The sequence below is a fragment of the Streptomyces roseofulvus genome, assembly GCF_039534915.1.
Classification (GTDB): domain Bacteria; phylum Actinomycetota; class Actinomycetes; order Streptomycetales; family Streptomycetaceae; genus Streptomyces; species Streptomyces roseofulvus.
The window spans coordinates 4704932-4726345 of the sequence record NZ_BAAAWE010000001.1; the positions used below are offsets into that span (position 1 = coordinate 4704932).

23 protein-coding genes are annotated in these 21414 nt (G+C 73.7%); 14 read left to right on the plus strand and 9 right to left on the minus strand.

Annotated features, from left to right (window positions below; all coding sequences use genetic code 11):
* Positions 1–95: 95 nt before the first annotated feature.
* The 3 genes from ABFY03_RS21745 (at position 96) to ABFY03_RS21755 (ending at position 3511) form a co-directional block, all read left to right on the plus strand.
* Entirely contained in the window at positions 96–1328 is a 1233-nt protein-coding gene (locus ABFY03_RS21745) for a sensor histidine kinase (RefSeq protein ID WP_346170658.1), read from the plus strand.
* Positions 1329–1414: 86 nt separating this feature from the next.
* Positions 1415–2077, plus strand: a complete 663-nt coding sequence (locus ABFY03_RS21750) for a response regulator transcription factor (protein ID WP_319012115.1) — start codon at positions 1415–1417, stop codon at positions 2075–2077.
* Between the two features lie 108 nt (positions 2078–2185).
* A complete protein-coding gene (locus tag ABFY03_RS21755) occupies positions 2186–3511 on the plus strand; it encodes a PAS domain-containing protein (protein WP_319012116.1) in 1326 nt (441 codons plus the stop codon).
* A gap of 43 nt (positions 3512–3554) precedes the next feature.
* On the opposite strand, the gene ABFY03_RS21760 is transcribed toward ABFY03_RS21755, so the two are convergent.
* A complete protein-coding gene (locus ABFY03_RS21760) occupies positions 3555–4310 on the minus strand; it encodes an SIS domain-containing protein (RefSeq protein WP_319012117.1) in 756 nt (251 codons plus the stop codon).
* Positions 4311–4494: 184 nt separating this feature from the next.
* Between ABFY03_RS21760 and ABFY03_RS21765 the strand changes: the two genes are divergently transcribed.
* The gene (locus ABFY03_RS21765; protein ID WP_319012118.1) at positions 4495–5184 is read left to right on the plus strand and encodes an iron-dependent transcriptional repressor DtxR; all 690 of its coding nucleotides are present in this window, start codon (positions 4495–4497) and stop codon (positions 5182–5184) included.
* Between the two features lie 52 nt (positions 5185–5236).
* On the opposite strand, the gene ABFY03_RS21770 is transcribed toward ABFY03_RS21765, so the two are convergent.
* Positions 5237–6010 (minus strand): hypothetical protein, encoded by a 774-nt coding sequence (locus tag ABFY03_RS21770; RefSeq protein WP_319012119.1) that lies wholly within the window; start codon positions 6008–6010, stop codon positions 5237–5239.
* Positions 6011–6520: 510 nt separating this feature from the next.
* On the opposite strand from ABFY03_RS21770, the gene ABFY03_RS21775 reads away from it, so the two are divergent.
* From ABFY03_RS21775 to ABFY03_RS21795, 5 genes are all read left to right on the plus strand, one after another.
* Positions 6521–7657, plus strand: coding sequence for an alpha/beta fold hydrolase (locus tag ABFY03_RS21775; RefSeq protein WP_386723711.1), 1137 nt, complete (start codon positions 6521–6523; stop codon positions 7655–7657).
* 98 nt (positions 7658–7755) lie between these two features.
* Positions 7756–8109, plus strand: coding sequence for a hypothetical protein (locus tag ABFY03_RS21780; protein ID WP_346170659.1), 354 nt, complete (start codon positions 7756–7758; stop codon positions 8107–8109).
* Positions 8110–8238: 129 nt separating this feature from the next.
* Positions 8239–9525: an FG-GAP-like repeat-containing protein gene (locus tag ABFY03_RS21785; RefSeq protein WP_346170660.1), complete on the plus strand. Its 1287-nt coding sequence runs from the start codon at positions 8239–8241 to the stop codon at positions 9523–9525.
* A 104-nt stretch (positions 9526–9629) separates the two neighbouring features.
* Entirely contained in the window at positions 9630–10853 is a 1224-nt protein-coding gene (locus ABFY03_RS21790; protein ID WP_346170661.1) for an FG-GAP-like repeat-containing protein, read from the plus strand.
* A 76-nt stretch (positions 10854–10929) separates the two neighbouring features.
* The gene (locus tag ABFY03_RS21795; protein WP_319012123.1) at positions 10930–12141 is read left to right on the plus strand and encodes an FG-GAP-like repeat-containing protein; all 1212 of its coding nucleotides are present in this window, start codon (positions 10930–10932) and stop codon (positions 12139–12141) included.
* Positions 12142–12213: 72 nt separating this feature from the next.
* Here the strand turns inward: ABFY03_RS21795 and ABFY03_RS21800 are convergent, their stop codons facing one another.
* Both ABFY03_RS21800 and ABFY03_RS21805 read right to left on the minus strand, forming a co-directional pair.
* Positions 12214–12387: a DUF397 domain-containing protein gene (locus ABFY03_RS21800; protein ID WP_346170662.1), complete on the minus strand. Its 174-nt coding sequence runs from the start codon at positions 12385–12387 to the stop codon at positions 12214–12216.
* Positions 12384–13202, minus strand: a complete 819-nt coding sequence (locus ABFY03_RS21805) for a helix-turn-helix domain-containing protein (protein WP_321192751.1) — start codon at positions 13200–13202, stop codon at positions 12384–12386. The genes ABFY03_RS21800 and ABFY03_RS21805 overlap by 4 nt, the downstream gene beginning before the upstream one ends.
* Before the next feature lie 82 nt (positions 13203–13284).
* Here ABFY03_RS21805 and ABFY03_RS21810 point away from each other — a divergent pair, with 82 nt between their 5' ends.
* From ABFY03_RS21810 to ABFY03_RS21825, 4 genes are all read left to right on the plus strand, one after another.
* Positions 13285–13695 carry a hypothetical protein gene (locus ABFY03_RS21810; protein ID WP_319012126.1) on the plus strand — a complete coding sequence of 137 codons (411 nt, stop codon included), beginning with the start codon at positions 13285–13287 and terminating at the stop codon, positions 13693–13695.
* 119 nt (positions 13696–13814) lie between these two features.
* Entirely contained in the window at positions 13815–14867 is a 1053-nt protein-coding gene (locus ABFY03_RS21815; RefSeq protein ID WP_346170663.1) for a hypothetical protein, read from the plus strand.
* Between the two features lie 54 nt (positions 14868–14921).
* On the plus strand, positions 14922–15545 hold the full coding sequence (locus tag ABFY03_RS21820; RefSeq protein WP_346170664.1) for a DUF6058 family natural product biosynthesis protein: 624 nt from the start codon (positions 14922–14924) through the stop codon (positions 15543–15545).
* Complete coding sequence (locus ABFY03_RS21825) at positions 15542–16018, plus strand: glutaredoxin domain-containing protein (RefSeq protein WP_319012129.1); 477 nt, start codon at positions 15542–15544, stop codon at positions 16016–16018. Before ABFY03_RS21820 ends, ABFY03_RS21825 begins: the two co-directional genes overlap by 4 nt.
* On the opposite strand, the gene ABFY03_RS21830 is transcribed toward ABFY03_RS21825, so the two are convergent.
* Positions 15972–16370 carry a hypothetical protein gene (locus ABFY03_RS21830; RefSeq protein WP_346170665.1) on the minus strand — a complete coding sequence of 133 codons (399 nt, stop codon included), beginning with the start codon at positions 16368–16370 and terminating at the stop codon, positions 15972–15974. The two genes, ABFY03_RS21825 and ABFY03_RS21830, sit on opposite strands and share 47 nt — an antisense overlap.
* A 33-nt stretch (positions 16371–16403) precedes the next feature.
* Positions 16404–17414: a hypothetical protein gene (locus tag ABFY03_RS21835; RefSeq protein ID WP_319012131.1), complete on the minus strand. Its 1011-nt coding sequence runs from the start codon at positions 17412–17414 to the stop codon at positions 16404–16406.
* 141 nt (positions 17415–17555) lie between these two features.
* On the opposite strand from ABFY03_RS21835, the gene ABFY03_RS21840 reads away from it, so the two are divergent.
* Positions 17556–17927 carry a hypothetical protein gene (locus ABFY03_RS21840; protein WP_319012132.1) on the plus strand — a complete coding sequence of 124 codons (372 nt, stop codon included), beginning with the start codon at positions 17556–17558 and terminating at the stop codon, positions 17925–17927.
* Positions 17928–17983: 56 nt separating this feature from the next.
* On the opposite strand, the gene ABFY03_RS21845 is transcribed toward ABFY03_RS21840, so the two are convergent.
* From ABFY03_RS21845 to ABFY03_RS21855, 3 genes are all read right to left on the minus strand, one after another.
* On the minus strand, positions 17984–19594 hold the full coding sequence (locus ABFY03_RS21845) for a transporter (RefSeq protein ID WP_319012134.1): 1611 nt from the start codon (positions 19592–19594) through the stop codon (positions 17984–17986).
* Positions 19591–20448 (minus strand): ABC transporter ATP-binding protein, encoded by an 858-nt coding sequence (locus ABFY03_RS21850; RefSeq protein WP_346170666.1) that lies wholly within the window; start codon positions 20446–20448, stop codon positions 19591–19593. Before ABFY03_RS21850 ends, ABFY03_RS21845 begins: the two co-directional genes overlap by 4 nt.
* Positions 20449–20534: 86 nt before the next feature.
* Positions 20535–21215 (minus strand): bifunctional DNA primase/polymerase, encoded by a 681-nt coding sequence (locus ABFY03_RS21855; protein WP_319012136.1) that lies wholly within the window; start codon positions 21213–21215, stop codon positions 20535–20537.
* Positions 21216–21414: the final 199 nt, after the last annotated feature.

Below are 21414 nucleotides of genomic sequence, written 5' to 3' on the forward strand. Positions count from 1 at the left end.
GCCGCCGGGCGGTCTCCGGCCATCCCCTGCCGGAGGGGACCGTCTCCCCCGTGCGGGGGAGCCGCCCCCGTACCACCCCTTGAGATGATCACCGAATGTCCGCTCCGCCGCTGTCCCTCCTGAGCCTCGTACGGCCGTTGGTCCGCGCGGTCACCTACACCCGGTGGCTGCACCTGATGGTCGGCGCGATCGTGCCGCTCGCCGCCGGCCTCGTCTATCCCGGCCTGACCGACCCGGGCCTCGCGGAATGGCTGATCGTGGCCGCCCTGCCCGTCCCGCCCGTCGCGGCGATCGCCCTCCTCCCCTCGGCCCGCCGCGCCGAGGGCCTCCAGGCGCGCCTGATGCTGCTTCCCGGCAAGCACGCGCGCGTGCGGCGCGCGACCGACGCCGCCACCGGCATCTCGGCGACCCCGTCGGCGTCCTGGACAGATCGGGGGAGGACCGCCCTGTGGCTGGTCTTCCGGATGGAGGCGGGCCTCGCGGTCCTGCTGGCGTCGATCTGGCTGCCGCAGTGCACGCTCGTGCTGGCGGGCGCGGTCGTGGAGGAGCCGCTGCTCGCCGCCCTCACCCCCGCCCCGGACCTGGGCCTGCCCGCCCTCGCGCCGCTCCCCCTGCTCGCCCTCCTCGCGCTGGTCGTCGGCGCCGGCCGGCTGGACACGCGGACCGCGCGCCGGCTCCTCGGCCCGTCCGTGAAGGAGCGCATGACGGCCCTGGAGGAGCGCACGGAACGGCTCCTGGAGCGCAACCGGATCGCCCGCGAGCTGCACGACTCGCTGGGCCACGCCCTCACCCTGGCCGTGGTGCAGGCGGGCGCCGCGCGGGCGGCGAAGGACCCCGAGTTCACCGACCGGGCGCTCGCGACCATCGAGGAGACCGGCCGGGCGGCCCTGGAGGACCTGGAGCGGGTGCTGCTCCTGCTGCGCGAGACGGGCCGGCCGCGCGGCGCCAGCCCCGGTCTCGACGAGGCCGTCCGCCTCCTGGACTCGGCCCGTTCCTCGGGCGCGCGCGTGGACGCCGAGATCACCGGCTCCGTGGAGGAACTGCCCGGGCCCGTCTCGCGGGAGGCGTACCGGATGCTCCAGGAGGCCCTGACGAACGCGCTGCGGCACGCGGGCCAGGTGCCCGTCGAGGTCCGGGTGACGGCGGAGCGGTCCCGGCTGCGCCTCCTGGTCACCAACCCGCTGCCGGAAGGCCGGCCGCAGGCCGTCCCCGGCTCGGGCAGCGGCCTGCGCGGCATCCGCGAACGGGCCGCGCTGCTGGGCGGCGAGGCGAAGGCGGGGGTGAAGGACGGCGAGTGGCGGGTGGCGGTGACCCTGCCCCTGCGGTGACGCCGCCCCCTGCGGTGGGCGTGCCGCTGGGCCTGCCCTGCGGTGACGGCCGCCGGGGCTTCCCTCGTACTGGCTAGGCTGACCGGATGACGATCAAGGTCCTCCTCGTAGACGACGAACCCCTTGTGCGGGCGGGCCTGCGGGCCGTCCTGGAGGCCCAGCCCGACATCGAGGTGGTGGGCGAGGCGGCGGACGGCGCGGCCGTCATCCCCCTCGTCCGGAGCCTGCGCCCCGACGTCGTCGCGATGGACGTCCGGATGCCCCTCATGGACGGCATCGAGGCCACCCAGGCCGTACTCCGCACGGTCGACGCGCCGCCGAAGATCCTGGTGGTGACGACCTTCGAGAACGACGAGTACGTCTACGGCGCCCTCCGCGCCGGCGCCGACGGCTTCCTCCTCAAGCGCGCCCGCCCCGCCGAGATCGTCCACGCCGTCCGGCTGGTCGCGGAGGGAGACTCGCTCCTCTTCCCGGCGGCGGTACGCGACATGGCGGCGTCCTACGCCCGGGACCGGCCCGCCAACGAGGCCCACGAGGCCCTGCTCCGCGCCCAGCTGACGGAGCGGGAGGAGGACGTGCTCCGCCTGATGGCCCGGGGCCTGTCCAACGCGGAGATCGCGGCCCGTCTCGTCGTCGGCACGGAGACGGTCAAGTCCCACGTCAGCTCCGTCCTCGCCAAACTGGGCGCCCGCGACCGCACCCAGGCGGTCATCGCCGCCTACGAGTCGGGCTTCGTCTCGCCGACGTGACCCGTGAGGGAATCCGTTGAGGGAATCCGTTTCGCCGAACCCGGTGTGTTCTGGGTCACGTTCCAGTTGAATGGCCTGCATCAGGGGGGTTACCGGGGGGAGTTCCAGGTGAGTGCCTTCACGGGGTCCGCGCGGGACACCGCTTCCGTGCCGGGAGCGGGCGGCGATCTGCTGGCCGCGCTGCTCGACGGGATGGACGCGGCGCTGTGCGCGCTGGACGCGGGCGGGGTGGTGACGCACTGGAACCGCGAGGCCGAGCGGATCCTCGGGTGGCCGGCGGCCGAGGCCGTCGGGCGGCGCGGATTCGACGGCTGGGCGGCGCGCAGCGCGGACGCGGAGGAGACGCTCGCCCGGGTGATGGGGGCGATGCGGACGCCGGGCCGGCAGGTGCACGAACTGGCGCTGCTCCGCAAGGACGGCGGCCGGGTGCTGGTGCGCAGCCAGTCGGCGGGGGTGCGGGACGCCGACGGGCGGCCGGCGGGCGTGTACTGCGCGTTCAGCGAGGTGCACGTGCAGATCGACCTGGAGCGGTCGATCGCGCTGAGCGAGGCGCTGTTCGACGACGCCCCCTGGGGGGTCGTGCTGATCGACGCCGATCTGCGTCCGGCGGTCGTCAACGGCTACGCGGCCCGGGCGATCGGCACCGGACGGACGACACTCCTGGGGCGCCCCCTGGGCGAGGTCGTGGCCGGGGGCGTGGAGGAGCTGGAGGGCGCGCTCCAGCACGTGCTCGCGGAGGGCGGTCCGCCGGCGCCGGCGGACCTGTGGGTGACGCTGGCGGCGGCCCAGGGGGCCGGGGAGCGGCGGCGGTGCTGGCGGAGCGGGTTCGTGCGGCTGGCGTCGCCGATGACGGAGGAGCCGGTGCCGCTGGGGGTGGCCTGGGTCTTCCAGGACGTGACGGCGGAGCGGCTCGCGGCGCGGGAGGCGGACCGGACCCGGTTCCGGTGGAGCCAGCTGCACCGGGCGGGCGTGGCGGCGGCGGAGTACGCGGATCCGGCGGAGGCGGTGGCGGTGCTGCTGGACTTCGCGCTGGCCGGGTTCGCCGACCACGGTCTGGTGGACCGGGTGGCGGGCGACCGGCGGCTGACGCGCGCGGTGGCGTCCCCGGCGGGCGCCCCGGACGCGGACGGCCTGTGCGGTGGATTCCCGCAGCGGTACGGCCCCGAGCATCCGGCGCTCCAGGCGTGGGACCGGGCGGGTTCGGTGCGGGTGAGCGCGGGCCGGGACGCGGCGGAGTGGGCGGCGGAGCGCCACTGGCCGGCGGACACGGCGCACGCGCTGTGCACGGCGCTGCGGTCCCGGGGCCGTACGGTCGGCGTCCTCACCTTCCTGCGGACGGCGGCGCGGGGCGGCTTCGACCGGCAGGACGCGCTCTACGCGGAGACGGTGGCGGCCCGGGTGGCGGCGGCACTGGACGTACCGCCGCTCGCCTGACGTGCGGCCGCGCGCGCGTGCGGGTGGCGGCGGCTGCCGGTGCTCAGTGCCGGTAGAAGATCCGGTCCTTGTACTCGCTCATCACGCGCCCGTTCCACTCGTGTCCGCCGTCGACGTTGCCCGAGCGCAGCAGCGGCGGCTCGATGCCGCGCCGGACCAGCTCCTCGGCGGCGGCGGCCATGGTGGCCTGCATCAGGGCGCTGGTGACGACGGTGGAGGCGGGGGCGAAGGGCGCCTCGATGCCCTCGTGGGTCAGTTCGGCGTCGCCGACGGCGATCCGCGAGTCGAGGACGATGTCGCAGTGGTCCTTGAGGTACGTCCCCGAGACGTGCCGGGACTTCGTCTCCGTCGCGTACGCCACCGAGGTGACGCCGACGACGGTGAGGCCGAGCGCGCGGGCGTTCATGGCCATCTCCACGGGCAGGGCGTTGCGGCCCGAGAGGGAGATGATGAAGAGGACGTCGCCGGCGGCGGCGGGCGAGGAGTCGAGGACGGCCCCGGCGAGCCCGTCGACGCGCTCCAGGGCGGAGCCGAGCGTCGCCGGCATGACGTCGACGCCGACGACGCCGGGGACGGCGAGCAGGTTCATCAGGGCGAAGCCGCCGGCCCGGTAGACGACGTCCTGGGCGGGGAGCGAGGAGTGCCCGGCGCCGAAGGCGAAGAGCCGGTTGCCGTTCGCGACGGCTTCGGCGACGGCGGCTCCGGCGGCGGCGATCTCGGCGGAGTCCCCGTCGCGCACCTCCTGGAGCAGACCGATCGCGGCGTCGAAGAACTGTCCGGCCAGCTTGCTCTCGCCCATGTGAGGAAGCTCCTTCTCGTCGAGGTCGCCGATCACGGTGCGGTCTGGACCATTGGTCTGTCAATACCGCCTCCGCCGTCCCCCTGTCCCCAGTTCTCCCGCTCCGGGGCGGGGGCGGCCCGCTTGTCGGCCGGATGCGCAAGAATTGGTGCAGGGCCAGCGCACGACTCATCGAGGGGCACGAATGTCCGGACTGATCGACACCACGGAGATGTATCTCCGCACCATCCTGGAGCTGGAAGAGGAAGGTGTGGTCCCGATGCGTGCCCGGATCGCCGAGCGGCTCGACCAGAGCGGTCCGACGGTGAGCCAGACGGTCGCCCGCATGGAGCGGGACGGCCTGGTCGCCGTGGCGAGCGACCGCCACCTGGAGCTGACCGAGGAGGGCCGCCGCCTCGCGACCCGCGTGATGCGCAAGCACCGGCTCGCCGAGTGTCTGCTCGTCGACGTGATCGGCCTGGAGTGGGAGCAGGTCCACGCGGAGGCGTGCCGCTGGGAGCACGTGATGAGCGAGGCCGTGGAGCGCCGCGTCCTGGAGCTGCTGCGCCACCCGACGGAGTCGCCGTACGGCAACCCGATCCCGGGCCTGGAGGAGCTGGGCGAGAAGGCCGAGGCCGAGTCCTTCCTCGACGACTCGATGGTGTCGCTGGCGGACCTGGACGCGAGCGGCGGCAAGACGGTGATCGTCCGCCGCATCGGCGAGCCGATCCAGACGGACGCCCAGCTCATGTACACGCTGCGGCGCGCGGGCGTGCAGCCCGGCTCGGTCGTGTCCGTGTCGGAGTCGGCGGGCGGCGTCCTGGTCGGCAGCAGCGGCGAGGCGGCGGAGCTGGACGCGGAGGTCGCGGCGCACGTGTTCGTCGCGAAGCGCTGACGTAGGGCGCCGAGGGGGCCGGGACGCGTGAGCGCGTCCTCGGCCCCCTTCGTCACACGTAGGGCGCGAGCGCGCCCCACAGGCCGAGCGCGAGGACGGCGCCGGCGGTCAGCAGGCCGAGGGTGTGCTTGACGACGGTCGCGTAGGCCGGCTCGGCGGCGGCGTGACGCCGCGACGGGGCCTCGGGGTCGTACACGACGTGGATCTCGTGCGTCTTCCGGCCGGAGCCGTAGGAGGTGGTCAGCTCGTTGCCGCTCGCGTCGGTGAACTTGTAGTAGCTCGCCTTCTTGCCGTTGGGGTAGTACGCGCGCGTGGCGACGACCGTGATGCCCCGGCGGGCGAGCAGCACCCGGTCCCGGGCGCTGAGGACGGCCCCGAGGACGCCGAGACCGCCGAAGAGCAGCCCGAGGACCGCGCCGAACGCGGCCGTGCCCATGCCCCCGCCGTGCGTGGCGCCGGTCCACCAGACGTACGCCGTGTAGGCGCCGAGGAAGCCGACGACGCCCAGCCACACCGCCCACACGGGGATGTAGTCCCGGCCCTCCTCGGTGGTGAGGAGGGAGCTGCCGGCGGGGTCGCGCTCCGCGGGCAGGGCCTCGGTCACGGCGGTGCGGAAGGCGGGCGCGGAGTAGGTGTTGCCCTCGGGGAGCCGGCGGGTGACGCCGTCGGTCAGGACGAGGACGAGAGAGGTCGCACCGGTCTGGCGCACCTCGTCGACGGCGGCGAGCGGCACGGTCGTGACGATCCGGTCCTGCTCGATCGTGAGGTGACCGTCCCTCAGGATCGCGATGTGGTCGCCTTTGGCGAGGACTTGGGGACTGCGCATGAACATGTCGACCCGCGTGCCGGGGGAGGGGTTGTAGGGCCGGTGGTCACGAATGCGCCACGGTCGGGCGACGGATCCGCAGTGCGCCCCGTTTACGCCGGAATCGCCCCCGCGCGTGCGCTCGGCGTGCCAGGCTGGAACGAGCTGCGTGCGCTGCGTGATGCGCGGAAGGGTGGGGGCCATGCGACCGACGGGGGCCGTACGCCGACTGCCGCGCGTCCCGGCGGCTGCCTCCGGCGTGGTGTCCCGGGCGACAGAGGGCCCCGGCGCCGTGTGGCGCCGGGGCCTGTCCTCCCCTGTTCCGACCTGGAGCCCCGAGCTCTCAAGGTCGGTCCCCTCGGACCGTTTTCCCCGAGCGGTCCGCCTCCCGTTGAAGATCTCCCCTCGGCCACGCGCGCCAATCCTTGAGCCCTGTCACTCGAACGAGGGGTGTTGGGTGGCAGAAGCGCATTTTCGAATGCGGGTTCGATAGTCTGGCGGGGTTCGACGGGAAAGAGGGGGTGCCAGATCATGGCGCGACGACTCGACGTCACCGGAGCCGACGGCATCCGGCTGGCGGCCTGGGACTACACGGCCGTCGCGGGCCGCACGGCCGCCACGGCGGAGGCCGGCGACCCGGCCACCGGCCCGGAGGCCCGCACGGGCGGCGCGGGCCCCGCCGGCGCGAGCCCGTCCGGCGCGCACCGGACCACCGTGCATCCGGCCCCGGCGCACCAGACCGCCGTGCGTCCGACCGCCGCGCACCAGGCCGTCGGGAGCCCGGCCGCCCCGCACCCCGGCACCCCGCGCGCCACCGCCGTGAGCATCGCCCGCCAGCCCACCGGTCCGGAGGACCGCGCGGCGCCGCCCGAACCGGCCGAGCCCCTCGCCGCACCCACCGGCGCCCCGGTCTTACTGCTCCACGGCCTGATGGGCCACGCGGGCCACTGGGCCTCCGCCGCCGGCCTCCTGACCGGCGGACACCGCACCATCGCCCTCGACCAGCGCGGCCACGGGGCCAGCGAGAAGCCGCCCGGCGGCCCGTTCACGCGCGAGGCGTACGTGGCGGACGCGGCGGCCGTCATCGAGCGGCTCGGACTCGGCCCCGTCACCCTCGTCGGCCACTCCATGGGCGCCCTGACGGCCTGGCAGCTCGCCGCCGAGCGCCCGGACCTGGTCCGCGCCCTCGTCATCTGCGACATGCGGGCCTCGGCGCTCGGCGCGGCCTCGCAGCGCGCCTGGCAGGACTGGTTCCGGGGCTGGCCGGCGCCCTTCCCCAGCCTGGACGCGGTGCACCGCTGGTTCGGCGCGGACGACCCGTGGGTGGAGACGCCGAACCCGGCGCGGGGCGCGTTCTTCGCCGAGGTGATGACCGAGCGCGCCGACGGCTGGCACCCCGTCTTCGACCCCGCCCAGATGCTGACCTCCCGCGAGACCTGGGTCCACGACGCCCACTGGGACTCGCTCGCCCAGGTCCGCTGCCCCACCCTCGTCGTGCGCGGGCTCGACGGCGAACTGGGCCGCGCCGAGGCCCAGGAGATGGTCCGCGTCCTCCCGCACGGCGCCTACGCGGAGATCCCCGACGCCGGCCACCTCCTCCACTACACCCACCCGGAGGCCTGGGCGGAAGCGGTGGGCCCGTTCCTCGCGGGCGTCCTGACCCCCTGACCCCTGGCGTACTACCCCACGCCCCCCCCGACCCTCCGCCCCCCACCCCGTCCCCGGCCCCGGACCGACTGTCGTACCCCCGCCCTACGCTCCCCCTCATGAGCGTCTCCGTGTACTACTCCGCGCGCCGCCCGGCCCCCCTCACCCCGGCCGAGGCGGCCGCCGTCGAGCGCGCCACCGCCGCGCACCTTGCGGCGTTCCCGTACGACGACGAGGAGAGCCTGTACCTGTACGGGGACCCCGGCCCCGAGCCGGACGCGCTCCTGGCCGGCTCCACGAAACTGCCCCGCGACCCCGACCGCCTCCTCCCGGTGCTGGTCCACGTCCTGGACGCGGTCACGGAGCTGCGCCGCGCCCTGCCGGGGGCGGAGTGGCACGTGCACGTGGACGACCAGGACGTCCCCTGGGAGGAGCCCGAGGGGTACGGCTTCCCCGGCATGCGCGACGTCTGAGGGCGCCCGCCCCGAACGGCACCCCACCGGGGGTCCGTCGTCCGGTACCGGGTACCTTCCCTCCACGGCGCGTCGAGAAGGGGAGCTCCCAGGGCTCGGCTCCGCGCCGCATCCGGAGGGAACCCGTACATGTCACTGCTGTCCCGGCTGAACCGCCGCCGCCCGGCGGCCCGGTCCGAGGCCCGCGCCGCCCAGGCCACCCGGCCGGCCGCGTTCGGCCTCGCCGTGCTCACCGCGCTCACCGCCTTCGCCACCCTCGGCCCGGCCGCCACCCCCGCGCAGGCGGAGCCCGAAGACTGCCCGAGGGGCTACTTCTGCGCCTGGAAGACCGATCACGCCACGGGCGAGATGCTCAAGCTCACCAAGAGCGCGGCGACGCTCGGCGCCTGGGACAACCAGATCAGCGCGGTCTCCAACCGCACGAACCAGTGGGTGTGCGGATACGACGAGCCCGGCTACACGACGTCGTACTGGAGCGTCGGCGTGCGGGACCCCGACCCGGGCGGCACCGAGTGGGGCTACATGGGGATGCACTCGCTCAGCTCGCTGAAGTTCGTCCTCACCGCGCGCGAGTGCTACGGCCCCGCCTACACGACGTGGCACGCCGAGCCCAACCCGGCCGGGCCCTCCCGTTTCGGCAACCTGAACGGCGACGACGAGGCGGACCTCCTCGCCCGCGACAAGGCCGGCCGCCTCTGGTTCCTCCCCGGCGACGGCAGCGGCAAGCTCGTCGGCGGCGGCTGGGGCGCGATGAACGCCCTCACCCGGCACGGCGACTTCTCCGCCGACGGCAAGGAGGACGTGATCGCCCGCGAGGCGTCCACCGGCAAGCTGTACCTGTACCCCGGCACCGGCACGGGCGCGCTCGGCGCCCGCAAGGTCATCGGGACGGGCGGCTGGAACGCCATGACCCGCCTCACCGCCTTCGGCGACCTCACCGGCGACGGCCGCTCCGACCTCCTCGCGGTCGAGAAGTCCACCGGCAAGCTGTGGCTCTACCCCGGCACGTCCTCGGGCACCCTCGGCGCGCGCAAGCTGATCGGCGCGGGCGGCTGGAACAGCATGAACGCGCTGACCGCCCTCGGCGACGTCACCGGCGACGGCAAGGCCGACCTCGTCGCCCGCGAACCCGCCACCGGCAAGCTCTGGCTCTACCCGGGCCGCACCGGCACCCTCGGCTCCCGCGCCCTCATCGGCGGCGGCTGGAACGCGATGGCCCAGCTCGTCGGCGTGGGCGACCACGGCTACGACGGCAGCAACGACCTCATCGCCCTGACCAACAACGCCTTCCGCAGCACCTCGTGCTCCTACCAGGGCTGCCTCATGATCTACGGCGGCAGGGACAACGGCACCTTCGCCCCCGGCAGCTGGGACGGCCACGACCGCTCCTGGAACGACATGAGCACCGTCTTCTGAGCCCCCTCGGTCTCGTACCCCGCCGACCGGCGGGGTACATTTCCGCCCTACGGCGCGTCGAGCGGGCAGGGCCCGGCTCCGCGCCGTCATGACGGAGGGAACGAATGCGCATATCTCTGCGCCGGCGCGTGGCCACGGCGGCCACGGCGCTCGGCCTCACCACGCTCGGCGTCCTCGGCGCCGGTGCGGCCCCCGCCCAGGCGGCGCCGGCCGACTGCCCGGTGGGCTACTTCTGTGGCTGGAAGACGTACGACGCCACCGGCACGATGTACAAGACGAACGCGAGCGTCGCGACGCTCGGCACCTGGGACAACCAGTTCCGCACGGTCTCCAACCGGACCAGCAAGTTCGCCTGTCTCCACGACGACGCGAACTACGGATACGACGGCAACGTAGGCTCCGTCGCCCCCAACCCCTCGGGCACCGAGTGGGGCGGCCCCGGCAGCAACGGCGTCAGCTCCGTCCGCCTGGTCGCCACCGAGCGCGAGTGCGGCGGCTGGGAGCCCTACCCGTACTGGTACGCGAACCCGCAGGCCACCGCGCCCGCCTTCGGCGACCTGAACGGCGACAAGACGTCCGACGTCCTCGCCCGGGACAAGGCCGGCCGCCTCTGGTTCCTCCCCGGCGACAGCAGCGGCAAGCTCGTCGGCGCCGGCGGCTGGAACGCGATGAACGCCCTCACCCGGCACGGCGACTTCTCCGGCGACGGCAAGGAGGACGTGATCGCCCGCGAGGCGTCCACCGGCAAGCTGTGGCTCTACAAGGGCGCGGGCACCGGCTCCCTCGGCACCCGCCTCCTCATCGGTTCGGGCGGCTGGAACGCCATGAACCACCTCACCGCCTTCGGCGACCTCACCGGCGACGGCCGCTCCGACCTCTTCGCCGTGGAGAAGTCCACCGGCAAGCTGTGGCTGTACCCCGGTACGTCCACCGGCGCGCTCGGCGCCCGCAAGCTGATCGGCGCGGGCGGCTGGAACAGCATGAACGCCCTCGTCGGCTTCGGCGACATGACGAAGGACGGCAAGGCCGACCTCCTCGCCCGCGAGACCTCCACCGGCAAGCTGTGGCTGTACCCCGGCAAGACCGGCGGCCTCGCCACCCGCGTCCTGATCGGCAGCGGCTGGAACAGCATGGCCGCGTTCCTCGCGGTCGGCGACCGCACCGGCGACGGCTACGCCGACATGGCCGCCATCACGAACAGCAGCTACTCGTCGAACTACGGCCGCGGCCCGGGCCTCCTGGTCGCGTACGACGGCAAGTCCACGAACGGCTTCCAGCCGGGCGTCATGGAGGACGAGTCCTGGTTCGACCTGAACGGCCAGTTCTGACTCACCACGTGAACGGAACACCCGTGTGCGAGGGGCGGCTGCCGCCCCTCGCACACGGCATGGGGGAGGGGAAGCAATGCGCAAGACGATGAGACGCGGCCTGGCGTCCCTGCTCGGCATCACGCTCCTGGGGGGTCTCGGGGTGGCGACGGCCGCCCCCGCACAGGCGGCGGCGAGCGACTGTCCGAAGGGCTACTTCTGTGCCTGGAAGACGGAGGACACCACGGGGACGATGTTCAAGACGAACAAGTCCCTGCCGACCCTGGGCACCTGGAACAACACCTTCAGGTCCCAGATCAACCGCAGCTCGAAGTTCGCCTGTCTCTACGACCTGCCGAACTACGAGCTCGGCACCTACTGGTCGCTGGACCCGAACGAGGACCCCCGCGGCTACGACATCGTGCCGAACCCGCACACCAGCTCGGTGGGGCTCGTCGCCACGGAGCGCGAGTGCGGCGGCGACGCGTACCCGACGTGGTACGCGGAGACCTCCCCGAAGGCCGCTGGCTTCGGCGACCTGAACGGCGACCGGAAGGCGGACGTCCTCGTCCGCGACAAGGCAGGCCGCCTCTGGTACCTGCCCGGCGGCTTCACAGGCACCCTCGTCGGGGCCGGCGGCTGGAACGGCATGAACGCCCTCGTCCGGCACGGCGACTTCTCCCGTGACGGCAAGGAGGACGTGATCGCCCGCGAGGCGTCCACCGGCAGGCTGTGGCTCTACCCGGGCACGGGCACCGGCGGCCTCGGCGCCCGCAAGCTGATCGGCGCGGGTGGCTGGAACGGCATGTCCCAGATCGCCGCCGTCGGCGACCTCTCCCGCGACGGCCGAGCCGACCTCCTCGCCGTGGAGAAGGCCACCGGCAGGCTGTGGCTGTACCCCGGTACGGCCTCCGGCACCCTCGGCGCCCGCAAGCTGATCGGCTCCGGCGGCTGGAACAGCATGAACGCGCTGACCGGCCCCGGTGACACGAACGGCGACGGCCGCGTCGACGTGTACGCCCGCGAGGCGTCCACCGGCAAGCTGTGGATGTACCCCGGTACGACCTCCGGCGGCCTCGGCGCCCGCAAGCTGGTCGGCACGGGCGGCTGGAACGTGATGGGCACGTTCCTCTCCGTCGGTGACTTCACCGGCGACGGCAAGCCCGACCTCGCGACGATCGCCAGGCGGCCCATTCTCGAGCCCGAGCACGCGGACGAACTCCGCACCTACCGGGGCCTCGGCACCGGCGCGCTCGCGGCGTGGGACTACACCGACGGCAACTGGTGGGGCCTGAACGGCGCGTTCTGACCGGCCGGACCTTGGGAAAGGGCCTCCACCCCGGAGCGGGGCGGAGGCCCTTTCGCGTACGCCGCGCCGCGCCTACTTCACCTGGGCGAGGAACGCGCCCCAGGCGGCGGGGGAGACGGAGAGGGAGGGACGGTCGGTGTCCTTGGAGTCACGGACGTGCACGGAGTGCACACAGGAGGCGACCTCGACGCATTCGCCCTGCTCGACGCTGTAGCTGCTCTTGTACCAGTTGAGGTCTGTGCTCATAGCTTCTGTGCCACCTGTTCGATCCATCGTGCCGATTCCACTGGCGAGAGCGCCTGGGACCGCAGGGTGTTGTAGCGGGCGAAGGCGTCCCCCAACTCGGGCTGCTCCGTGAGAAAGTACCTGCCGCTCTGTCCCTCGACATAGACGAGCTGCCGCTCGCGGCCTTCGGTTTCCAGCAGGATGAACGGGCCACTGATGCCCGCGTGCGCCTCCAAGTCGTCCGGCAGGACCTGAAGCTCCACGTGACGCAGCCGCGCAACGTCGAGAACGTGCAGCAGGTTGTCCTTGAGGACGCGGGCGCCCCCAATTGGGCGCGTAAGCACTCCCATCTCCAGGACGAAGCTGACGAGCGGCGCGGGCTTCCGGTGCAGCACCGCCTGGCGGGCCATGCGGCCTTCGATCATGGCCTCGCGTTCGTCGTCCTCCCACGGAGGGACGGCACAGTTGAAGACGGCTCGCGCGTACTCAGGCGTCTGCAACAGGCCAGGCAGGACCCGGCTTTCGAATGAGGAGATCGAGACGGCCTTCCGTTCCTCCTCCAGGTAGTCCTCGAACCACGCGGGCGCCGCACTGAGCGGCACCTCCTCCGCGAGCTCCAGAAGTGCACCTTGTGCACCCAGCGTGTCGTCCGCGATGGCGACGAAGTTCCCCCGAGCCCGGCGCTCGCCCCGCTCGATCATCGCCACCTGGGACTTGGAATAGCCGGTCGCGGACCCCAACCGCTCCTGAGAGACACCGGCCCGCTCCCGGTAGAACCGCACCATCCTCCCGAACGCCCTGGCCGTCCCCGCAGCCTGCCTGGCTTCCTTGTTCACACCCCGCCTCCCCGAGTGCACAGTCCTGCACAACATCACGTTGCCCCTGGTGACAGGACAGCACGCTCGGGAAGCTGACGTCATGAATCTGAGCAAGTCGCTTGACGGCAAGCCGTCCTGGGTGCCCGCCGCCGGTCACGTCCTCCGGCTCGCCGGCGTGCACTTCGACGCTGTACGGGTTCCCGGTGTCCTGGGAGAGGAGGTGGCGTACCACCTCATGGAGTTCACGGACTTCCACGCGGGGCCGATCGTGCGGGAGGCCGCCCGGGGGCGGAACCTCTACTTCCTGCTGGCGCCGGGTACGGCCTCGGGGTTCGCGTGGCCGGCTCCGGTGCGGGTGCTGGGCGGGGGCCGTGGGGGCGAGTCGTACGTGGGGATCCCGGCGTTCGACGGGACGACGTGGCCGCTGGGCTGGAGGTCGCTCCCGACGCTCGAAGATCCGTTCGTGGAGGGAGAGTTGTTGCACCAGACGGTGAAACGTGCGGTAGCGTGACGCAAGCGTCACGCTCCGTTAAGGGAGCGGCCCCCGGCGGTGCGCCAACACCATCCGAGGGCCTTCACTACCAGTGGACTGGAGCTCCACCAGAAATGCTTCGGCATGCTATCGCGCCCTTGTCGGCGTACACGAAGGTCTCGCACAGTGTCGTCCGGAATCCGCGACTGACCAGCGACGCGAAAGTCCTCCTCGTCTACCTCCAGGGGCTCCCGGAGAGTGCGGCCACGGCGAAGCCGCTCGGCGAGCACGCCGCTGACCTGGGCATGAAGCCCCGGGCGTACCAGAACGCGAAGGAATCGCTCACCGCGTGCGGACATCTGCACGAGTGGCGATGGCAGGACGGTCAGGGGCTCTGGAAGACCACCCAGCTCGTCACGAACGTCAGCCTCACGCGTGAAGAGGCGAGGGCGGTACGGGACGGCGACCGGTCACCGACTGTGCCCGATCCGGCGGTCGGTGGGCCAGGCACCCCGGAGACCGGTTGTTCCTCCACAGATGAAGACGGGGAGAAGACCAACCCCCCACCCCCCAGCGGCCCCGCGCCTTCGACGGAGCCGGAACCGGAGTCGGAACCGGACCCGGAGTCGGAGCCGGAGCCGGAGCCGGATTCGGAACCGGAGCTTTCGGCTGACACGGGGGGAGAACTCGTCCACGCCGAACGCCTCCTCCTCACGCTCCACCACGCCGACCGCGACCTGCGCCTCGGTGTCCGGGAGGCGCGCGGGCTCGCCGCCCTCGCCGCGGAGTGGCTGCGGCGAGGGGTCTCGGCGGCGGACCTGCGGCACGCGCTGACGGCGCATCTGCCGCGCACCGGCGTCCGTTCGGCGGTCGGGTTCCTCCGGCACCGGCTGACGGAGAAGCTTCCGCCGGAGCCGGTGGCCGACCCGCCCGGCGAGGCCCCGGGCCCGGTGCCCGGCGCCCTGGTGAACTGCCAGGGGCCCGGTGACAAGCCCCACGCCTTCCGGCCGGTCGCGGGCGAGACGCTGTGCGGCCCCTGCCGCCGCGAGGCTGCGCTCCGGGCCGACCGGCGCGACCGGCCACGGGAAGCTCGCCGCCCCGCCGCCGGGCCGGACTGGCGCGGCCGGGTCGCCGAGGCGTTCGCGGAGCGCCCGGGGCTCGCCTGGAAGGCGCTGGAACGTTCGGCGGGGGCCGAACCGTCCCGCGGCTAGCGTGCGGAGAGCCGCGCGGGACCGGCCCGCGCGCCCGGCCCCCAGGAGGCACTGGTGCCCGAGAACGAGCTCCGGCTCCGCGTCACCGCGCGGTTCCGCGAGGTGAACGGCGACCACCCGATGACCGCCGCCGACGACGCGTACGTCAGCGCGCAGTTCGTCCCGCTGGACGAGCTGTGCGCCGCCGGTGGTCGCGAGGCCGACGAGGCCCGGCGGCTGATGCTGGCGCGGCGGCTGCCGCTCCCGGGGTACCTGCGCTCCGACGGCGCGGAGATGGTCCCGCGCGACCTGTTCGCCCTCGCCGAGCGGGCCGGCGGGACGGACCTCCTCGAAGGCTGGTTCGTCGCGCACTGGGACGACGAGTCCGTCGGGCGGGCGGAGTGGGACGCGTACCTCAGCGGCCGGTACGTCTGCCTGCACGCCGTCACCCCGGCGGCGATCCGGCGCAAGGAGTTCCTGACCGGAGCCATCTCCGCCGCGGAGAACGCCCCGGACGCCGGTGCGGCGGACTGGACCGCGCGGCTGCACGCGCTCGTCGACGAACTCGACGCCCTGGAACCGGCGTTCACCGCCTACGACCGCCTCCGCTTCGGCGGCCCGACGTCCCGGGACACCTGCGTCGACGCCGTCCGCGCCCGCCACCCGCGCGGCGGGACGGCGGCTAGCCTGGCCGGGTGATACGCGCCTGGTCCCTGCCCTCGGTGTTCGCGCTCGTCGGCGTGCTGCTCGCCGCGCCCCCGTTCGCCCGGGGCGACGCCGGTACGGGAGCCGCCCTGCTGGCGTCGCTGCTGCTCCTGGCGGGCGCCAACTCGCCGCTGGTCTTCCCCCGTTCGCTCACCTCGGCCGAGGCCGTGCGCCGCAGCGAGGCGGACGGCCGGCCCGTCGTCTACTGGCGGCCGGGCTGCCAGTACTGCGTGCGGCTCCGCGTCCGCCTCGGCGGGCGGGCCCGCCGGGCCCACTGGGTGAACATCTGGCGGGACCCGGAGGCCGCGGCGGCGGTACGGGCCGTGAACGACGGCAACGAGACCGTTCCCACCGTCCTGCTGGCCGGCCGCCCCCACACCAACCCCGACCCGGCCTGGCTCCGCGCCCGGATCGACGACCTCAGCTCGCCGGGTCGGCCCGGTGATCCGGATGGTCCGGCACGGTGACCCCGTACGCGGGGAAGACGCCGGTCAGCGTGGCGTACTGCTCGGCGGTGAGCCGGTCCCGCTTCCAGACCGCCTGCGCGGCCGTCGTCGTCCGGGAGATCGCCGAGTGCAGCCCGCCGCCCGGCCGGGCGGCCCGCAGCTCCTCGGCGCGCGGGCGGAAGGAGTCACGGACCAGCTTGTCCAGGGCCGAGAAGCGCGCCGCGTCGAACGCCGGCACCACGGCGTGGTCGAAGGCCCCCGAGGCGACCGCCACCGCCGTGGCGTGCCGGATCTCCTGGAGGGCGGTCAGTGGCAGACGGGAGGCGGCGGCGACGAAGGCGGCCACGTCGGGCGGGACCAGGGAGGACGACATGCCCGCAGGCTCTCATGGGAGCCCCGGACCGCCTCAGCGGGCGTACGGGTTGTCCGCGACCGGGCCCGGCTGCCCCGGGAGCGGCGGGTACGCCGGCGGGGGCGGCTGCGGCGGCTCGGACGCGGGGGTCCTGCGGAGGCGGGCGAGGTCCGCGAAGATGAAGAGCACCGCGACCACGCACAGGATCGTCGACTGCGTCGAGAAGCCGACGTTCTTCAGGTTGAGGAGCGTCTCCAGGGCGCCCGCGAAGAGCGAGCCGACCGCCACGTCGAGGACCGTGCCCTCGCCGCTCCGCAGGCTGCACCCGCCGGCGGTCAGACCGAGCAGGCACACGATCATGAACTCCCGGCTCAGCCCGGCCTGCGTCGTCGACCCGATCCGCGCCGTGAACGCGAACCCGGCCACCGCCGCCAGCAGGAACGCCGGCACGAACAGCAGCACCGTCACCCGCAGCCAGCCCGGCTCCGGCACCGCGAGCCGCCGCTCCTGACGCGGCAGGTACCAGGCCACGGCCAGGAAGAGCGCCACCCCGATCAGGAACAGGCCGGGGATCCGCGCCCCGTTGTAGTCCAGCCCCGTCAGCCAGGACGACCGCACCAGCACCGTGCCCTCCGGCGCGATGTCACCGACCAGCGTCTCGGCGCCGATCAGCAGCGCGACCGCCGAGAACAGCGCGTGCCCCGTCTGCGCGTTCAGCGACAGGAAGCCGCTGAGGAAGGCGAACGGCACCGCCGCCAGCAGCGCGAGCAGCATCCCGAACAGCATGCCGCCGTTGTCGGAGGCGTTCACGCCGAGGATCACCGCGCCCAGGCCGGCCACACCGATCGTCGCCGGCTCGATCCGCTTGCTGCGCAGCAGCAGCAACTGCGACAGGGCCAGCACGCCGGGGACCACCGCGACCGAGGCGATCGTCCTCAGCATCCGGTCCGCCGAGGAGGTCGACGCCTCGCCCACGCACACCACCACGAGCACGACCGTCGCCGCCCCGACCAGCCCCAGCCACCACCCCTGCCCCCGCCGCACCGCGTCCCCGCCGACCGTCACGCCAGCCCTCCCGTACCCCCGTGTTCGACGCCAAGTACCCATCCTGGCCGAACTCTTGGCGGCTCCGAGGCCCTTTCCGGCAACTCGCCCCGCGGAGAAAACCCCTGGCCGCCCGCGCACCGCCCCGATACGTTCCCCGCCATGACCAGCACCGGCACCAGCCCCCAGCCCCGGCCGACGACGACCCTCTGGCGCCCCACCGGCCCCGAGGAGCTCGCCCTCGTCCGCGCGCTGGACTGGCGCGCCTGGCCGCCCCGGCTGCCCGAGCAGCCGATCTTCTACCCGGTCCTGAACGAGGACTACGCGATCCGCATCGCCCGCGACTGGAACGTGAAGCACAGCGGCGCCGGCTACGTCACCCGCTTCGAGGTCGACTCCGCCTTCCTCGCCCGCTACCCCGTCCAGCAGGCCGGCGGCCGCACCATCCTGGAGCTGTGGGTCCCGGCCGAGGACCTGGACGAGTTCAACGCCCACATCGTCGGCCCGATCACCGTCACCCACGAGTTCCGCTGACCCGCCGGACGCGGGGGGCCTTCCCGCGCGCGCCCGTGTCGGAAGGCCCCCGGGGCTCAGCCCTTGCTGACCGCTGCCAGGATCTCCGGCAGCCGCTTCACCATGCGGCCCGACATCAGCCTCAGGGCGCCCCAGGTCAGCAGGGCGCCGTAGGTGACGCCCAGGGGCAGCAGGAGCCACAGCAGCGCGTGCTGGTCGCTGACCCGCAGCCACACCAGCAGGGCGATCAGCGGGGCGCACAGCAGCGGACCGCCGGCCATGCCCCCGAAGATCGCGGCCATCGCCATGCCGCCCTGCCCCGGCGCCACGTTGCGGCGCGAGTCCTGGGGGACCGCGTACGGGTAGCGGACCGAGGCCACGATCCCCAGCGCCAGCATCGCGCCGAGCAGCGCGAACGCCAGGCCGAAGACCTCCGGGAGCTGCGACCAGCCGCCCGTGACCGTCGCCGTTCCCACGGCGACGACCACCGTGAACGGAACGGTGATCGCGATCATCACGTACGCCCGGTCCCGCAGCTCCGCGTAGGCGTCCGCCGGCGACGCGATGGTCTGCGCGACCATCCAGAACGCCGACGAGTCCTGCCCGAACTGGTTGAACATCTGCACGCCCAGCATCCCCGAGGCGAAACAAGCCCAGTAGACCGAACCGGCCTCCTGGAAGGCGTTGAACATCGGCACGAGCGCGCCGACCGCCAGCGCCGACACCCACGCCGCCTTCGTCTTCGGGTCCCGCCAGATGTAGCGGAAGCACCGCTCCATGACCGCGCCCGTACGCCCCCCGGGCAGCAGCCGCGCGGCCAGGCCGCGCCCCTGCGCCGGGTCCCGCACCGTGTCCGGCGCCGCGCCGACCGTCGAACCGTCCGGCTCGACCATCAGCCGCACCAGGCTCCGCCGCCACCACCACAGCAGCACCACGAGCAGCACCAGCGACGGCAGCAGCCGCGCCACGGCGAGCACGAGGTCACCGTCCGCCGCCGACCGCACCGCCGCCACCGCGGAGGCCGGCGGCAGCCAGCCCACCACCGACGCGACCGTGTCCAGCGCCGACAGGTCCTTCGCCCGGCCCAGCGCCTGCGCCCCGAAGTTGACCGCCTGGATGCCCAGCGCGATCACCAGACCGCTCAGCAGCGCCATGTCCCGCCCCTTGCGGGAGGTCAGCAGCCGGACGTTCGCCGTCGCGATCGCCCGCGACAGCGCCACGCACACCAGCAGCACCAGCGGCACCGCGAGGACGGCGAACACCGCCGCCGCCGCGCCGTGCGCCACCGAGGCGACCGCCCCGACCGCCAGACAGAGCGTGAACAGCGGCCCGATCCCCACCAGGGAGGCCACCAGCAGCGCCCGCACCAGCGGCTGCGGCCGGAGCGGCAGCATGACCAGGCGCGAGGGGTCCAGGGTCTCGTCCCCGCTCGGCAGGAACAGCGGCATCACCGCCCAGCCCAGCGCGAACACCGCGACCGTGAGCACCGACACCGCCCCGGCCGCCTCGTGCCCGCGCAGCATCAGGAAGGACAGCACCATGAAGGCGGCGATCAGCAGCACCACCACCAGGGAGGCGACGAACGCGACCGTGCGCCCGCCCGACTGCCGCAGCCCGTTCCGCATCAGCGACAGCTTCAGCCGGACGAAGACCGGCGTGAGCGCCGGCTCGGCGGCCGTCGCCGTCATCGGCCGTCACCCTGGGCGCCGCCGCCCAGCCAGTCCAGCGAATCGCCCGCCGCGGCCCGGCCGTTCGCGCCCACCAGCTCCAGGAACGCCTCCTGGAGCGTGGCCGCGTCGCCCTTCACCTCCGCCAGCGGACCCTGCGCCCGGATCCGGCCCCCGGCCATCACCGCGACCCAGTCGCACAGCGACTCCACCAGCTCCATCACGTGGCTGGAGAAGACGACGGTCGCGCCGGAGGTCGTGTACCGCTCCAGGACGCCGCGGATGGTCTGCGCCGACACCGGGTCGACGCCCTCGAAGGGCTCGTCGAGGAAGAGCACGTCCGGGTTGTGCAGCAGCGCCGCCGCCAGCCCGATCTTCTTCCGCATGCCGGTCGAGTAGTCCACGACCAGCTTGTGCTGCGAACCGGCCAGGTCCAGCACGTCGAGGAGCTGGGTGGCCCGCTTGTCGACCTCCGCACCGGGCAGCCCCCGCAGCCGCCCGCTGTACGCGAGGAGTTCACGGCCCGAGAGCCGTTCGAAGAGCCGCAGTCCCTCCGGCAGGATGCCGATCCTCGCCTTCACCCGGGCGACCGACTCGGGGTCGCTCCACACGTCGTGGCCGGCCACCCGGATCCGGCCGGAGTCGGGCCGCAGCAGGCCGGTGATCATGGAGAGGGTGGTGGTCTTGCCGGCGCCGTTCGGCCCGACGAGCCCGATGAACCTCCCCGCCGGCAGCACCAGATCGATCCCGTGCACGGCGATCTGCTGGCCGAACCGCTTCCACACCCCCTCCACCTGCACCGCGGGCGCCGCACCGGATGGTTCCGGTGCGGCGCCCGTCGGTTCGAACGTACCGTCAGATGCCTGGTCGGGCATGGTCCGTCAACCTTTCGGTCGTCCCCGTACGGCGCTGTTCGCGCCATTTCGGCCAGCCTAAACGGCGGCCGGGGGAAAACCCCAGGTCACTGGCGGCGGGACCGTGATTCGGCCGCCTCGCGCCCGCACGCGTACGCGAGCGCGCTGATCAGCTCCTCCGCGTCCGGCAGCCAGCGGTTGGCCGGCGTGGGCCGCCGCGCCCACTGGACGGCGCCCCGGCCGCCGATGCGGGTGGGCGGCGCCGCCACGTAGTGCCCCTCCCCGCGCGTGGCGAGGTCGAGCGAGGCCGGGGCCCAGCCCAGCTTGCGGATCAGGTCCGGGACCTTGGCGGAGGCGCCGGGCAGCACGAAGAAGAACATCCGGCGGTCCGGGGTGCAGGTCACCGGGCCCAGCGTCAGCTCCATGCGCTCCATCCGGGCGAGCGCGAGGAAACCGGCCGCCTCCGGCACCTCGATCGCGTCGAAGGTGCGGCCGGTGGGGAGGAGGATCGACGACTTCGGCTGCTTCGACCACATGCGGCGGGCGCCGACCGCGCTCCCGGTCGCCAGTGTCGCCCAGTCGGGTTTCACGGCGTGGGCACCCGGCAGCGGGCAGTCGGCGGTGCCGCAGGAGCAGTGCTCCCGGCCGTCGACCGCTTCCAGCCAGGTCCCCGGGAACACGTCCCAGTGCCGCTCTTCCGCATACCGCACGGCGCTGTCGAGCAGCTGCTCGCCCCGCTGCTGGGGGATCTGCGCGGCTTCCGTCGTGACTCCGATGGTCTCATCCACGGTGAAGACAACTGCCCCCGTCACCTGGGGTTACGGGCGCGGCGGCGCCGGGAGTGAGGCATCGATCCTGCATGCGGGGCGCATGGGTGCACGCGCGGGGGCGCGCGGGGGACCGGGGAGCGGGGAAGGGGTACGGAAGAGGGCGGGGCGGGCACGCGACGGGGGCGGGGCGGGGGTCGCGGACCCGCGGCCGACGTGT

Coding starts and splice junctions, on each gene's coding strand:
- ABFY03_RS21785 (WP_346170660.1), top strand. CDS start 8,239: ATGTCACTGCTGTCCCGGCTGAACCGCCGCCGCCCGGCGGCCCGGTCC.
- ABFY03_RS21780 (WP_346170659.1), top strand. CDS start 7,756: ATGAGCGTCTCCGTGTACTACTCCGCGCGCCGCCCGGCCCCCCTCACC.
- ABFY03_RS21765 (WP_319012118.1), top strand. CDS start 4,495: ATGTCCGGACTGATCGACACCACGGAGATGTATCTCCGCACCATCCTG.
- ABFY03_RS21775 (WP_386723711.1), top strand. CDS start 6,521: ATGGCGCGACGACTCGACGTCACCGGAGCCGACGGCATCCGGCTGGCG.
- ABFY03_RS21850 (WP_346170666.1), bottom strand. CDS start 20,448: ATGCCCGACCAGGCATCTGACGGTACGTTCGAACCGACGGGCGCCGCA.
- ABFY03_RS21760 (WP_319012117.1), bottom strand. CDS start 4,310: ATGGGCGAGAGCAAGCTGGCCGGACAGTTCTTCGACGCCGCGATCGGT.
- ABFY03_RS21840 (WP_319012132.1), top strand. CDS start 17,556: ATGACCAGCACCGGCACCAGCCCCCAGCCCCGGCCGACGACGACCCTC.
- ABFY03_RS21795 (WP_319012123.1), top strand. CDS start 10,930: ATGCGCAAGACGATGAGACGCGGCCTGGCGTCCCTGCTCGGCATCACG.
- ABFY03_RS21830 (WP_346170665.1), bottom strand. CDS start 16,370: ATGTCGTCCTCCCTGGTCCCGCCCGACGTGGCCGCCTTCGTCGCCGCC.
- ABFY03_RS21770 (WP_319012119.1), bottom strand. CDS start 6,010: ATGCGCAGTCCCCAAGTCCTCGCCAAAGGCGACCACATCGCGATCCTG.
- ABFY03_RS21745 (WP_346170658.1), top strand. CDS start 96: ATGTCCGCTCCGCCGCTGTCCCTCCTGAGCCTCGTACGGCCGTTGGTC.
- ABFY03_RS21800 (WP_346170662.1), bottom strand. CDS start 12,387: ATGAGCACAGACCTCAACTGGTACAAGAGCAGCTACAGCGTCGAGCAG.
- ABFY03_RS21790 (WP_346170661.1), top strand. CDS start 9,630: ATGCGCATATCTCTGCGCCGGCGCGTGGCCACGGCGGCCACGGCGCTC.
- ABFY03_RS21810 (WP_319012126.1), top strand. CDS start 13,285: ATGAATCTGAGCAAGTCGCTTGACGGCAAGCCGTCCTGGGTGCCCGCC.
- ABFY03_RS21845 (WP_319012134.1), bottom strand. CDS start 19,594: ATGACGGCGACGGCCGCCGAGCCGGCGCTCACGCCGGTCTTCGTCCGG.
- ABFY03_RS21750 (WP_319012115.1), top strand. CDS start 1,415: ATGACGATCAAGGTCCTCCTCGTAGACGACGAACCCCTTGTGCGGGCG.